At 70.9% G+C, this 15,426-nt stretch carries 1 protein-coding gene (only partly in view); it reads left to right on the top strand.

Features of this window, described 5'->3' with window-relative positions; translation table 11 throughout:
• Positions 1 to 130: 130 nt before the first annotated feature.
• Positions 131 to 15,426, top strand: the 5' portion of a protein-coding gene (locus JYK02_RS07265) for a non-ribosomal peptide synthetase (RefSeq protein WP_207050596.1). 14,086 nt of this gene lie beyond the right edge of the window; only the first 15,296 of its 29,382 coding nucleotides appear in the window; it begins with the start codon at positions 131 to 133; its stop codon lies beyond the right edge, outside the window.

The following is a 15,426-nucleotide window of genomic DNA, read 5'->3' as shown; positions in this document are numbered from 1 at the left end:
CACCCCGCGCATTCCCTGGGAAAGCAGCGCAGGGCGTCAATCCCGAATCAACAGCAGGCCTGAGTTCCCGCGAATGTCACCGCCCCGGGTGACGCTCGCGCTGGCGTCCCCCAGCGTGGAGTCCATCGAGATGAGCAACGAGCTGTCGAAGCGGATCGCCAACCTCTCACCGGAGAAGCGCGCCGAGCTGCTCAAGAAGATGGCCGCGCAGAAGGCCGTCGCGGGCAACACCGTGCAGGGCATCCCGGTGCGGGACCGCTCGCATCCGCTGCCGCTGTCGTTCGCCCAGCAGCGCCTGTGGTTCATCGATCAGCTGCAGCCCGGCAGCCCTCTCTACAACGTGCCCATGGCGGTGCGGCTGGAGGGCGCGCTGGACGTGGCCGTGCTGGAGCGCGCCCTGCGCGAGGTGGTGCGCCGCCACGAGGTGCTCCGCACCACCTTCCGCGAGGACGCCTCGGGCCAGCCCGTGCAGGTGGTGTCGCCGGAGCCGGTGCTCACGCTGGAGCACCACCACGCGGTGGGCTCGGCGGAGACAGCGTGGCGCCTGGCGCGTGAAGCGGCGGCGCGGCCCTTCGATCTCGCCAACGGCCCGCTGCTGCGCACACTGCTGCTGACGTGGGCGCCGGGAGAGCACCTGCTCGCGGTGGTGGTGCACCACATCGTCTCCGACGGCTGGTCCATGACGCTGCTCGTGCGCGAAGTGGCGCTGCTCTACGGCGCCTTCGTGCGAGGCCAGCCCGCCCCGCTGCCGCCCATGGGCGTGCAGTACGCGGACTTCGGCGTCTGGCAGCGCGAGTGGCTGCGGGGCCCTCGGCTGGAGAAGCAACTCGATTACTGGAAGCGGCAGCTGGCCGGGGTTCCCTCCGCGCTGGAGCTGCCCACGGACCTGCCCCGCCCCGCGGCCCGCAGCGGCCGGGGCGCCCGGCATGACGTGCTGCTGCCTCGCGAGTTGACGGAAGGGCTGAAAGCGCTGGCGCAGCAGGAGGGCGCCTCGCTCTTCATGGTGCTGCTCACGGGCTGGCAGATGCTGCTGTCGCGCTACGCGGGGCAGGAGGACGTGACGGTGGGCTCGCCGGTGGCGGGGCGCGACCGCGGCGAGGTGCAGGGCCTCATCGGCCTGTTCGTCAACACGGTGGTGCTGCGCACGCAGGTGGAGCCCGCCGCGTCCTTCCGCGCGCTGCTGCGCCAGGTGCGCGAGACGGTGCTCGCGGCCCATGAGCACCAGGAGTTCCCCTTCGAGCGGCTGGTGGAGGAACTGCGGCCGGAGCGCACCCAGGGGCGCACGCCGTTCTTCCAGGTGATGCTCACGCTCCAGGCGTCCCTGCGCGGCGCGGCCTCCGTGGAGGGCGTGAAGCTGGAGGCGCTGGAGCTGGACACGCACACGTCGAAGTTCGACCTGATGCTCCAGGTGCTGGAGACGGAAGGCGGCCTCAAGGGCTTCCTGGAGTACGACGCGGACCTCTTCACCGCGTCCACGATGGCGCGCATGGCGGAGCACCTGCGCGTGCTGCTGGAGGGCGCCGTCCGCCGTCCGCAAGAGGCCGTGGGCCGGCTGCCGCTGCTCACCGACGCCGAGCGCCACGAGGTGCTGCGCGCCTGGCAGCCGCCCCGCCCCGTCCCGCTGCCGTGGACGTCGCAGCACGGCGCCTTCGAGGCGCAGGCGGACCTGACGCCGGACGCCATCGCCGCGACCTTCGGCGACGCGTCGCTCACGTACGCGCAACTGGAGGCACGCGCGTCGCGGCTGGCGCGTCACCTGCGCCGGCTGGGCGTGGGCACCGAGGTGCGCGTGGGCCTGTGCGTGGAGCGCTCGCTCGACATGCTGGTGGCGGTGCTCGCCGTGCTGAAGGCCGGGGGCACCTACGTGCCGCTGGACCCGGCGTTCCCCACGGACCGCCTGGCGTACATGGTGGAGAGCAGCGGGATGCCGGTGCTGGTGTCGCAGCGCTCGCTGGAGTCCCTCCTGCCGCCGCACTCGGCGCGCGTGGTGCTGCTGGACGGGGACGCGGAGGCCATCGCGGCGGAGGACGGCTCGCCGCTGCGTGACGCGGTGCCGGCGGAGGCCGTGGCGTACGTGCTCTTCACCTCCGGCAGCACTGGCCGCCCCAAGGGCGTGCAGGTGCCGCACGGCGCGGTGGCGCGCTTCCTGGCCGCGCTGCGCGAGACGACGGGCATGTCCGCCCGGGACGTGCTGGTGGCCGTCACCACGCTGTCGTTCGACATCGCGGTGCTGGAGCTGTTCCTGCCGCTGTCGGTGGGTGGGCAGGTCGTCATCGCGTCGCGCGACATCGCCGTGGACGGCTCGCGGCTGGCGGGCCTGCTGCGCGAGCGCGGCGCGACGGTGCTCCAGGCCACCCCCAGCACCTGGCGGCTCCTGCTGGAGACGGACTGGCGCGACCCGGGGCTGACGGCGCTCACCGGCGGCGAGGCACTGCCACGCGAGCTGGCCGAGTCGCTGCTCCAGCGCTGCCGCGCGCTGTGGAACGTGTACGGCCCCACGGAGACGACGGTGTGGTCCACCGCGCACGCGGTGGCGTCGGGCACGGGCAGCGTGCCCATCGGGCGGCCCATCTCCGGCACGCAGGTGTACGTGCTGGACAGCGGGCTGAACCCGGTACCGCGCGGCGTGCCGGGCGAGCTGTTCATCGGTGGCGAGGGCGTCACCCGGGGCTACCTCCACCGGCCGGACCAGACGGCGGAGCGCTTCATCCCGGACGCGTACGGCGGCGTGCCGGGCCTGCGCGTGTACCGCACGGGTGACCGCGTGCGGTGGGCCGCGGACGGCGTGCTGGAGTACCTCAACCGCGTCGACAACCAGGTGAAGCTGCGCGGCTACCGCATCGAACTGGGTGAGATTGAAGCGGTGCTGAGCCAGGCCCCCGGCGTGCGCGACGCCGCCGTGGTGGTGCGCGGCAGCGCGGCCGACGCGCGCCTCGTGGGCTACGTGGTGGCGCGTCCCGGCCAGATGCTGGAATCCCCGGCCCTGCGGGCCCTCCTGAAGGAGCGGCTGCCCGAGTACATGGTGCCGTCCGCGCTGGTCGTGCTGGACGCCATGCCGCTGACGCCCAACGGGAAGGTGGACCGCAAGGCCCTGCCCGCGCCGGACGTGTCCACGGAGGCCGCGCGCGAGTTCGTCGCGCCCCGCACGCCGATGGAGGCCCAGGTCGCGGAGCTCTACGCGTCGCTGTTGAACGTGCAACGGGTGGGCGCGACGGACAGCTTCTTCGAGCTGGGCGGCCACTCCCTGCTCGCCACGCGGCTGACGTCGCGGCTGCGCACGGCGTACCAGGTGGACCTGCCCCTGCAGGCATTGTTCGAGTCCCCCACGGTGGCGGAGCTGGCGGCGCGCATCGCGTCCTCCGCGAGGGATCCGCGCTTCGCCGGCCCGCCCCCGGTGGTGCCGGTGCCGCGCACGCGGAAGCTGCCTGCGTCCTTCGCGCAGCAGCGCCTCTGGGTGCTGGAGCAGTTCGACCCGGGCTCGGCCGCGTACAACATGCCGTTCTCGCTGCGGCTGACGGGGGCGCTGAACCTGGAGGCCCTGCGCCGCGCCCTGGAGCTGGTGGTGCACCGGCATGAGTCGCTGCGCACCACCCTGCGCGCGGACGCGGACATGCCCCTGCAGGTCATCGCGCCGCCCGAGCCGCTGGTGCTGCCGGTGGTGGACCTGCGCGCCCTGTCGCCGGAGCAGCGCGACGCGGAGGTGAAGCGCCGCACGGAGCTGGAGGTGCGGCTCCCGTTCAACCTGGAGCAGGGACCGCTGCTGCGCGTGTCGACGCTGGTGCTGGACGCGCAGGAGCACCTGGTGCTGCTGACGATCCACCACGCCGTCTTCGACGGCTGGTCCATGAGCATCCTGATGCGGGAGCTGTCGGAGGCCTACCGGGCCCTGGTGGCGGGGACGCAACCCGTCCTGCCCGCGCTGCCCTTCCAGTACGCGGACTTCGCGGTGTGGCAGCGCCAGTGGCTGTCGGGCGCGGAGAAGGAGCGGCAGCTCGGCTGGTGGCGCCAGCAACTGGAAGGAATGCCGTCCGTGCTGGAGCTGCCCACGGACCGTCCGCGAGGCCCGCGCGAGGCGCATCCCGGCGCCCTGATGCAGGTCGCGTTCCCCCTGGGGCTGACGCAAGCCGTGGAGGCCCTCTGCGTGCGCGAGGGCATCACGCCCTTCATGTTCCTGCTCGGCGCGCTCCAGGTGCTGATTGGCCGCTACTCCGGACAGGACGACGTGAGCGTTGGCTCCTCCGTGGCGGGCCGCAACGACGCGCAACTGGAGGGACTGCTCGGGTTCTTCATCAACACGCTCGTGCTGCGCACCCGGATGGGCGGCGAGCCCACCGTGCGGGAGCTGCTGGGCCGCGTGCGCACCACCACGCTGGGGGCGCTCGCGAACCAGTACGTGCCGTTCGAAGAGCTCCATCCGATGCGCAACCTGCGCGATTCGCCGTTGTTCAACGTGCTGTTCCTCATGCAGAACATCCCGGAGGTGGACCTCTCGCTCGCGGGCGTGAAGGTGCACGTCGAGGAGCGCACGGGCGCGTCCGCGAAGTTCGACCTCACGCTCTCGCTGTCGCGCACCGAGAAGGGCTTCACGGGAGAGCTGGAGTACGACACCGACCTCTTCGACAGGTCCACCGTCGCGCGGATGATGGGGCACCTGCGGCTGCTCGTGGAGGGCTTCGTCGCGAAGCCGGAGCAGCGGGTGTCGTCGCTGCAACTGCTGTCGGGAGAAGAGCGCGAGCAGGTGCTTGTGGCATGGAACGCCACGCGGGCGCCGTTCCCGGAGGCGTGCGTGCACTCGCTCTTCGAAGCACAGGTGCGCGGTGCGCCCGAGGCAGTAGCCGCGGTATTCGAGGGCTCGCGGCTGACGTACGCGCAACTGGACGCGCGCGCCAACCAGCTCGCCCACGCCCTGCGCCGTCGCGGCGTTTGGCCCGAGGTCCGCGTCGCGCTCAGCGTCGAGCGTTCGCTCGACATCGTCATCGGCCTGCTCGGCATCCTGAAGGCCGGTGGCGCCTGGGTGCCCGTGGATCCGCTGCTGCCCCGTGAGCGGCTGGCCTTCATGCTGGAGGACAGCGCCGCCCAGGTGCTCGTCACGCAGCAGCCGCTGGTGGACCGCTTCCCGGAGACGCTGCATGGCCGTGCGCTCTGCCTGGACACGGAGCGCGGTGCTCTCGCCGAGGAGTCCACGGAGGCGCCCAGCACGGGCGTGACGCCCGCGAACATGGCGTACCTGCTCTACACGTCGGGCAGCACGGGTACGCCCAAGGGCACGGCGGTGGAACACCGCAGCGTCGCCAACCTCGTCACCCACGAGGCGGTGGCCTACGGCATCGGGCCCGGCAGCCGCGTGCTCCAGTTCGCGAGCCTCAGCTTCGACCTGTCGGTGGAGGAGATCTTCACCACGCTGTGCAACGGCGCCACGCTGGTGCTCGCGCCGCTGGAGAAGTTGATGCCGGGCGCGCCCCTGCCCGTGCTGCTGCGCGAGCAGGAGCTGAGCGTCGTCAGCCTCACGCCCGCGGCACTGGCGGCCACGTCGTCCGAAGGGCTGCCCGAGGTGCGCACCGTCATCTCCGGCGGTGAGGCGCTGCCCGCGGACGTCGTCGCCCGCTGGGCGCCGGGGCGCAGGTTGATCAACACCTACGGCCCCACGGAGGCCACCGTCATCGCCACGCTCGGTGATGTCGCTGCGGGCAACGGCGTTCCGTCCATCGGCAAGCCGCTGGCGAACGTACGCGTCTACGTGCTCGATCCGCGAGGGCAGCCGGTGCCCGTGGGCGTGCGCGGTGAGCTGCACATCGGTGGCGTGGGCGTCGCGCGTGGGTACGCGGGACGTCCGGGCCTCACCGCCGAGCGCTTCGTGCCGGACGCATTCTCGGGGGAAGAGGGCGCTCGCCTCTATCGCACGGGCGACGTGGTGCGCTGGCGCGCGGATGGACAACTGGACTTCGTCGGGCGCATCGACGCACAGGTGAAGGTGCGTGGTTTCCGCATCGAGTTGGGTGAAGTCGAAAGCGCCCTGCGTGCCGCCCCGTCCGTGAAGGACGCCGTGGTGCTGGCCCGTGAGGACGCTCCAGGCGACAGGCGGCTGGTGGCCTACGTCGTGGGCGAAGCGCTCGATGTCTCCGCCCTCCGTGCCCACCTCAAGCAGCACCTGCCCGAGTACATGGTGCCCGCCGCCTTCGTCTCCCTGGAGACGCTGCCGCTGACGTCCAACGGCAAGGTGGATCGCAAGGCGCTGCCTGCCCCGGACGCGAGCCTGCTTCGCGCCTCGCAAGCCTACGAAGCACCGGCGACGCCGCTGGAGGAGAAGCTCGCGGCGCTCTGGAGCGAAGTGCTCCGCGTGCCCACCGTGGGCCGCACGGACAACTTCTTTGAATTGGGCGGTCACTCACTGCTCGCCACCCAGCTGGTGGCCCGTGTGCGCGCCACGTTTGGCGTGGAGTTGCCGCTCCGCACTCTCTTCGAGGCCCCCACCATCTCGGCTCTCGCGGAGAAGTTGCAGCGGGCGTCTACCGGCACACGGCTTCCGCCACTGACGCGCACGCGCACCGAAGGCCCCCAGCCGCTCTCCTTCGCCCAGCAGCGCCTCTGGTTCCTCGATCAACTGGCGCCGGACGACGCGTCCTACAACCTGCCCGTCGCGCTGCGCCTCCTGGGACGCCTGGACGTGGAAGCCCTGCGCCGTGCTTTCGAGGCGCTGGTGGCGCGCCACGAAGCCCTGCGCACTACGTTCTTCGAGCACGAAGGCCAGCCCTTCCAGCGCATCCATTCGCCGGCTGCGTGGGCGCTCCCCGTGGAGGACCTGTCTGGCTTGGACGATTCCGCGCGCGAAGCGGAGACGGTGCGGCTTGCTACTCGCGAGGCCCGGCAGCCCTTCCACCTCGTCCACGGTCCGCTGCTGCGCACCGCGCTGCTGCGCCTGGCCGAGGAGACACACGTCCTCCTCGTGACGATGCACCACATCGTCTCCGACGGCTGGTCCATGGGTGTCCTCGTGAAGGAGCTGGCCACGAGCTACGCCGCCTTCACCGCTGGCCGTGAGCCTTCACTTGCTCCTTTGCCGGTGCAGTACGCGGACTTCGCCCTCTGGCAGCGCGAGTGGCTGCAGGGCGAGACGCTGGAGTCGCAGCTCGGCTACTGGAAGCGGCAGCTGGCCGGGGCCCCCTCGGCGCTGGAGTTGCCCACGGACCGTCCTCGTCCGCCCGTCCAGTCGCGTCGTGGCGCCACGCTGCCCGTGCATTTCCCCTCGGAGCTGACGGACTCGCTGCGAAGCCTCGCCCAGCGGGAGGGCGCGACGCCCTTCATGCTGCTGCTCTCCGCCTTCCAGTTGCTGCTCTCTCGCTACTCCGGCCAGGACGACATCAGCGTCGGCTCTCCCATCGCCGGCCGCACCCACGCCGAGGCCGAAAGCCTCATCGGCTTCTTCGTCAACACGTTGGTGTTGCGCGCCCACGTGCGCCCGGAGGACTCGTTCCGTCAACTGCTCTCCCAGGTGAAGTCCACCACCCTCGCGGCCTACGAGCACCAGCACGTCCCCTTCGAGAAGCTGGTGGAAGTCCTCCAGCCGTCGCGAGACTTGAGCCGCAGCCCGCTCTTCCAGGTGATGCTTGTCCTGCAGAATGCCCCCGCCGAGGCACTGCGCGTCCCGGGCATGGCCTTCCAGCCCATCCCCCTGGAGGGCAACTCCTCCCGCTTCGACCTGGCCCTCACCCTCTTCGAGGTGCCCCAGGGCCTCACCGGCTTCCTCGAGTACAGCACCGACCTCTTCGACGCGGCCTCCGTCCAGCGTCTCATGGGCCACTTCGCGGTCCTCCTCTCCGCCCTCGCCGCCAAGCCCGACGCCCGCGTCTCCTCCCTGGAGATGCTCACCGCTTCCGAGCGCCAGCAGCTTCTCATCGAGTGGAATGAGACGGACGTCGCCTTCCCGCGCGACACCTGCATCCACCACGTCATCGCCGAGCAGGCCCGCCGCGCGCCAGATGCCATTGCTGTACGCATGGGCGAGCGAAGCGTCACCTACGCAGGCCTCGACACTTGGGCTCACAGCCTCGCCGTCCAGTTGCACGCGGCGGGTGTCTCCCGAGGTGACCGCGTCGCCGTCCTCGCCGAGCGTTCGCCTGAATTGGTGGCGGGCTTGCTGGCCGTCCTCAAGGTGGGCGCCGCCTACGTCCCCATCGCTCCTGGCGTCCCGCCGGAGCGCCTCACCTTCATGCTGGAGGACTCCGCTGCCTCCGTCCTCCTCACCCAGCAGCACCTACGGCCCTCTCTGCCCGCGCTTTCCGCGCGCGTCCTCTCCCTGGAGATGGAAGAGGGTGCGGCAGCGCGGCAGCCGCTGCCCGTGGCAGCCGTGGGCCCGCAGGACCTGGCCTACGTCATCTACACCTCCGGCAGCACCGGCCGGCCCAAGGGCGTCGCCGTCCACCACCGCGCGTTGATGAATCTCGTCTCCTGGCACCAGCGCACCTATTCGCTGTCGCCGGACGACTCCACCGCCCTCACCGCCGGCGTCGCCTTCGACGCCTCCACCTGGGAGGTGTGGCCCTCTCTTGCCTCCGGCGCCAGCCTCGTCATCCCGCCGGACGCCGTGCGCGCGGAGCCCTCTCAACTGCTGCGGTGGATGGCCCGCGAGGCCATCACCACCTGCTTCATGCCGACGCCGCTGGCCGAGGCCGTCCTGCGCGAGGAGTGGCCCCGCTCCATGGCCCTACGTGCCCTGCTGACGGGCGGCGACGCCCTGCACCACGGCCCGCCTCCCTCCGTCCCCGCCACCCTCTTCAACCACTACGGGCCCACCGAGAGCACCGTCGTCGCCACCTTCACGCCCGTCCCGCCTTCCGCGCGCGACGACGGCACACGGCCTCCCATTGGCCGCCCCATCGCCAACACCCGCACCTACGTCCTCGACGCCCACCTGCAGCCGGTGCCCATTGGCGTCCCTGGCGAGCTCTTCCTCGCCAGTGAAGGCCTCGCCTGGGGCTACCTCGGCCAGCCGGCCCTGAGCGCCGAGCGCTTCATCCCGCACCCCTTCTCCTCAACCCCGGGCGCGCGTCTCTACCGCACCGGCGACGTCGTGCGCTGGCGGGCCGACGGCCAGCTGGACTACCTGCAGCGGCTAGACTTCCAGGTGAAGGTGCGTGGCTTCCGCATCGAGCCGGGGGAAATCGAAGCCTCCCTTCTCGCCCATGCCTCCGTGCACGAGGCCGTTGTCCTCGCCCATGAGGACGTCCCTGGCGACAAGCGTCTCGTCGCGTACCTCGTGCCCACTTCGGGCCAGCAGGTGGACACCAGCGTGGTGCGCGCCTTCCTCAAGGAGCGGCTGCCCGAGTACATGGTGCCCTCCGCCTTCCTCGTCCTGGACGCCCTGCCCCTCAACGCCAACGGAAAGGTGGACCGCAAGGCCCTGCCTGTCCCAGACGCGTCGCCCCTCGCGGACTTCGTTGCCCCGCGCAACTCCACGGAAGAGAAGCTGGCGGAAGTCTTCGCCCACGTCCTGCGCGTGGAGCGCGTGGGCATCCACGACGACTTCTTCTCGCTCGGTGGCCACTCCCTGCTGGCCACCCAGCTCGTCTCGCGAGTCCGTGCCGCCTTCGGCGCGGAGCTGCCCCTGCGTGCCCTCTTCGAGGCGCCCACCGTCGCAGCCCTCGCGGACCGTCTGAGCACCGCGAACTCCAGCCCGCGGCTGCCTCCGCTCACGCGTGCCACCCACGCAGGCCCGCCGCCCCTGTCCTTCGCGCAGCAGCGGTTGTGGCTCCTGGATCAACTCCAGCCGGGCAGTGCCGCGTACAACATCCCCGCCGCCCTTCGCCTGAAGGGCCAGGTGGACGTCGAAGCCCTGCGCCGCGCCTTCGAGGCCCTCGTCGCCCGGCATGAGACGCTGCGCACCACCCTCGTCCAGCACCAGGGTCAGCCCGCGCAGCGCATCCACGCGCCCGCCGAGTGGACGCTGCCCTTGCTCGACGTGTCCTCACTGCCGGAAGCGCAGCGGGACGAAGAAGCACGGCGCCTCGCGAACCTGGAGGCCCGCCGGTCCTTCGACCTGGAGGCCGGTCCGCTCCTGCGCACGTCCCTGGTGCGCCTGGGGGACGCGGAACACCTGCTGCTGGTGACGATGCACCACATCGTCTCCGACGGCTGGTCCATGGGCGTCCTCGTCCGGGAGCTCACCGCGATGTACGCGGCGTTCCACGCCGGACAGGTGCCCGCCCTCGCACCGCTGCCCGTGCAGTACGCGGACTTCGCCGTCTGGCAGCAGGAATGGCTCCAGGGCGAAACGCTGGAGACCCAGCTCTCCTACTGGAAGGAGAAGCTCGCGGGCGCGCCCGCCGCGTTGGACTTGCCCACGGATCGCCAGCGCCCGCCCGTGCAGTCGCACCGGGGCGCGTCGGTGAACGTGCACCTCGCGACGGAGGTCTCGCAGTCCCTCAAGGCCCTGGCCCAGCGTGAGGGCGCGACGCCCTTCATGCTGCTGCTCGCGGCCTGGCAACTGCTCCTGTCCCGCTACTCCGGCCAGGACGACATCAGCGTGGGCACGCCCATCGCGGGCCGCACGCAGGCGGAGACGGAAGGCCTCATCGGCTTCTTCATCAACACCCTGGTCCTGCGCGCTCGCGTGGAGCCGCGGGCGACGTTCCGTGAGCTGCTCTCCCAGGTGCGCGGCACGACGCTCGCGGCCTTCGAGCACCAGCACGTGCCCTTCGAGAAGCTGGTGGAAGTCCTCCAGCCCGTACGCGACCTGAGCCGCAGCGCGCTCTTCCAGGCGATGTTCTCCCTGCAGAACACGCCCCTTGAAGCGCTGCGCGTGCCGGGCTTGTCCTTCGAGCAGCTTCCTCTCGAATCAGGCTCCGCGAAGTTCGACCTGACGCTGACGTTGCAGGACTCGCCCCAGGGCTTCGTTGGCGTCCTGGAGTACAGCAGCGACCTCTTCGACGCGTCGACCATGCAGCGCATGGTGGGCCACCTGGGCATGTTGCTGGAGGCCATCGCCGCGAAGCCGGACGCGACGCTCTCAAGCCTGCCGCTGCTCACCGCTCCGGAGCGCCAGCAGTTGCTTGTCGACTGGAACGGGCCCCGCGCGGAGTTCCCTCGCGACCTCTGCCTCCATGAGGCCTTCGCCGCCCAGGCCCTTCGCACGCCCGAAGCCCTGGCCGTCATCTGCCGCGATGAGCAGCTCACCTTCCGTGAGCTGGACACGCGCGCCAATCAACTGGCCCACCGGCTGGTGAAGCTGGGCGTCGGCCCTGACGTCCGCGTGGTGCTCTGCGTGGAGCGCTCCGTCGAAGCCCTCGTCGGCATCCTCGGCACGCTCAAGGCCGGCGGCGCCTACGTCCCCATCGACCCCAGCTATCCCCGTGAGTGGCTCTCCCATGTCCTTCTAGACACGGGTGCCCCTGTCGTCCTCACCCAGCAGCGGCTGCGCGACTCACTGCCTCCGCATGCCGCGCACGACATCTGCCTGGACTCAGACGCCGCGGACCTGGCTCTTGAGTCCGCGAAGGCTCCGGTGACGTCGGTCACGCCGGAGCACCTGGCGTACATCATCTACACCTCTGGCAGCACCGGCCGTCCCAAGGGCGTGATGATTCAGCACCGCTCCGTGCTGAACCTGCGCGTCGCCCTCGCCGCCACCGTGCACGCGGGCGCTCAGCCCGGAGAGCGCGTCAGCGTCAACGCGCCGCTCTCCTTCGATGCCTCCGTCAAGCAGCTCATCCAGGTGCTCGACGGCCACACCCTCTGCATCGTCCCGGATGAGGCCCGCGCCGACGTGCGTGAGCTCGTCCACCGGATTGGCCAGGACGCGCTGGACGTCCTGGACTGCTCGCCCGCGCACCTGCGCCTGCTGGTGGATGAAGGCCTGCTGCAAAGCCAGTCCATCCCCCGTCGCGTCCTCGTCGGCGGCGAAGCCGTGGACCCCGCCACGTGGCGGCATCTGGCCGAAGTCCCGCGTCCCCGTGTCTTCAACGTCTACGGCCCCACCGAGTGCACCGTCGACGCCACCGCCTGCGCCTTCGACGCCTCGCCCACGCCCACCATCGGCCGGCCCCTGCCCAACGTGCGCGTCTACGTCCTGGACCGCACGCTGCGCCCGGTGCCCGTGGGCGTCGCGGGTGAGCTCTTCATCGGCGGCGAGGGTGTCGCTCGCGGCTACCTCAACCGCCCTGAGTTGACGGCAGACCGCTTCATCCCCGACGCCTTCTCCTCCACGCCCGGTGCCCGCCTCTACCGCACGGGCGACGTGGTGCGCTGGCGCGCGGACGGGATGATCGACTACCTGGGCCGTGCCGACTTCCAGGTGAAGGTGCGCGGCTTCCGCATCGAGCTGGGTGAAATCGAAGCCGCCCTCCTCAAGCACCCGGGGGTCCATGAAGCCGTGGTGCTGGCGCGCGAGGACGTGCCCGGCGACAAGCGGCTCGTCGCCTACGTGGTCCTCACGGATGGCGAAGTGGAGACCGCGCCGTCGGCGGATGATCTCAAGGCCTGGATCAAGCAACACCTGCCCGAGTACATGGTGCCCTCCGCCCTCCTCGTGCTGGAGGCCCTGCCGCTCAACACCAACGGCAAGGTGGACCGCAAGGCCCTGCCCGCGCCCCAGAGCAACGCGCTCGCCTCCAGCTACGCCGCGCCGCGCACCCCCGCGGAGGAACAGCTCGCGGCCCTCTTCACGCAGGTGCTGCGCGTGGAGCGCGTGGGCATCCACGACGACTTCTTCGCGCTGGGTGGCCACTCCCTGCTGGCCACCCAGCTCGTCTCACGCGTGCGCGCCACCTTCCGCGCGGAACTGCCGCTCCGGGCCCTCTTCGAAGCACCCACCGTGGCCGCACTCGCCGAGCGCCTCCAAACCCAGACGCCGAGCCTCCGCCTCCCTCCGCTCACGCGGATCCAGGTCGAAGGCCCTCAGCCCCTGTCGTTCGCACAGCAGCGGCTGTGGTTCCTCGATCAGCTCACACCGGGCGATGCGTCCTACAACATCCCCACGGCGCTCCGGCTGACGGGGCAGGTGGACGTGGAGTCACTGCGCCGCGCCTTCGAAGCACTGGTCGCCCGCCACGACTCCCTGCGCACCACCTTCCGCGAGCACCAGGGGCAGGCCACCCAGCGCATCCACACGCCCGACACGTGGACGTTGCCGCTCGTGGACCTGTCGTCGCTGCCTGAAGCGCAGCGCGAAGCCGAAGCCCAGCGCAAGGTCGAAGCGGATGCACGTCAGCCGTTCGACCTGCGGAATGGCCCGCTCCTGCGCACCGCGCTCGTGCGGCTGGCCGCCGAAGAGCACCTGCTGCTGGTGACGATGCATCACATCGTCTCCGACGGCTGGTCCATGGGCGTCCTCGTGCGCGAGCTGGTGGCCTTCTACGAGGCCTTCAGCGCAGGACAGACTCCCGCGCTCGCCCCGCTGCCCGTGCAGTACGCGGACTTCGCGGCGTGGCAGCGCACCTGGCTCCAGGGCGAGACGCTGGAGGCGCAGCTCGGCTACTGGAAGCAGCAGCTATCGGGGGCTTCGACCACGCTGGAGCTGCCCACGGATCATCCGCGTCCGGCCATCCAGTCTCACGCCGGCGCCAACCTCGCCGTGGGGATTCCCCAGCCGACGTCCGACGCGCTCAAGGCCCTGGCCCAGCGTGAAGGCGCTACGCCCTTCATGGTGCTGCTGGCGGCCTGGCAGGTGTTGCTGTCTCGCTACTCGGCGCAGGAAGACATCAGCGTGGGCTCGCCCATCGCGGGCCGGACGCAGGCGGAAGCCGAAGGCCTCATCGGCTTCTTCGTCAACACGCTCGTCCTCCGCTCGCGCGTGACTCCAGAGGAGTCCTTCCGCAAGCTGCTCGCCCAGGTGCGCGGCGCGACGCTCGCGGCGTACGACCATCAGCACGTGCCTTTCGAAAAGCTGGTGGAAGCCCTCCAGCCCGTCCGGGACACCAGCCGCAGTCCGCTGTTCCAGGTGATGTTCGTCCTCCAGAACGCTCCGGCCGAAGCGCTGCGCGTCCCGGGCCTCACCTTCCGGCAGGTCGCCGCCGAAGGTCACTCCGCCAAGTTCGACCTCACGTTGACGCTCCAGGATTCACCGCAGGGGTTCACCGGCTGGCTGGAGTACAGCACCGCCCTCTTCGAGCGGAGCACCGTGGAGCGGATGGCGGCCCACCTGCGCACGCTGCTGGAGGCCGTCGCCACGAAGCCCGAGCGGCCCGTGGCGGAGCTGTCCCTCCTCTCCAGCGAAGAGCGTCAGCGCATCCTCGTGGAGTGGAATGACACGGCCGCCGTCAGCCCGACGGACATCCCCGTCCACGTCCACTTCGCTCAGCAGGCGCAGCGTACGCCTCACGCTGTCGCACTGGTGCTGGGGGATGACACGCTGACGTACGCGCAGCTGGACGCACGCGCGAACCAACTGGCCCACCACTTGAGCTCGTTGGGCATCGTTTCCGGCGCGCGCGTCGGCCTCGCCGTTGAGCGTTCCTTCGAGTTGGTGACGGCGTTGCTCGCCATCCTCAAGGTGGGCGCCGCCTTCGTGCCCGTGGACCGCAACGCACCCTTGGAGCGCATCGCCACCCTGCTGGAGGACGCCGACGTCCACTTCATCGTCACCCACCAACCCTTCGCCTCGCTGCTGCCTGCCTCCGGTACCCGCGTCTGGCTGGATGCGCAGCGCGACGTCATCGCCGCGCTGCCCACGCATGCGCCGGAAGTCCGAGTGGACGGCGAGGCGCTGGCCTACGTCATGTTCACCTCGGGCTCCACGGGCCGCCCCAAGGGCGTCTCCGTGCCTCACCGGGGCATCACCCGCCTGGTGCTCGGCAACGCCTTCATGCGCTTCGGGCCCGACGAGGTCTGGCTCCAGGCCGCCCCGGTTGCCTTCGACGCCTCCACGCTCGAAATCTGGGGCGCGCTGCTGCACGGCGCGAAGCTCGTCCTCGCGCCTCCCCAGTCGCTCTCGCTAGAGGAGTTGGCCTCGCAGCTGCGCCACCACCGCGTGACGGCCCTGTGGCTCACCGCGGCTCTCTTCGAGCAGATGGCCCTGCACCAGGGCGAGGCCCTCGCAGGCGTGCGTCAGGTCCTCGCCGGTGGCGACGTACTGCCCGCCGCCCGCGTGCGCGAGCACCTCGCCCGCATCCCCGAAGGCACCACCTTCATCAACGGCTACGGCCCCACGGAGAACACCACCTTCTCCGCCACCTTCGCCATGCACCGTGACTCGGTGGTGGACGGTGCGGTGCCCATTGGCCGCCCGCTCTCCAACTCCACCGTCTACGTGCTGGATGCGCGTCTGCATCCTGTGCCCGTAGGCGTCGCGGGAGAGGCGTACGTTGGTGGCCAAGGCCTCGCCTGGGGCTACCTCAATCGCCCGGACCTGACTGCGGAGCGCTTCGTTCCCCACCCCTTCGCCTCTACGTCGGGTGCGCGCCTCTACCGCACGGGTGACAAGGCCCGCTGGCGGGA

The organism is Corallococcus macrosporus, assembly GCF_017302985.1.
GTDB classification, from domain to species: Bacteria; Myxococcota; Myxococcia; order Myxococcales; family Myxococcaceae; genus Corallococcus; species Corallococcus macrosporus_A.
Note: the sequence above shows the minus strand (reverse complement) of the source record. Positions and strands in the feature narration are given on the sequence as shown.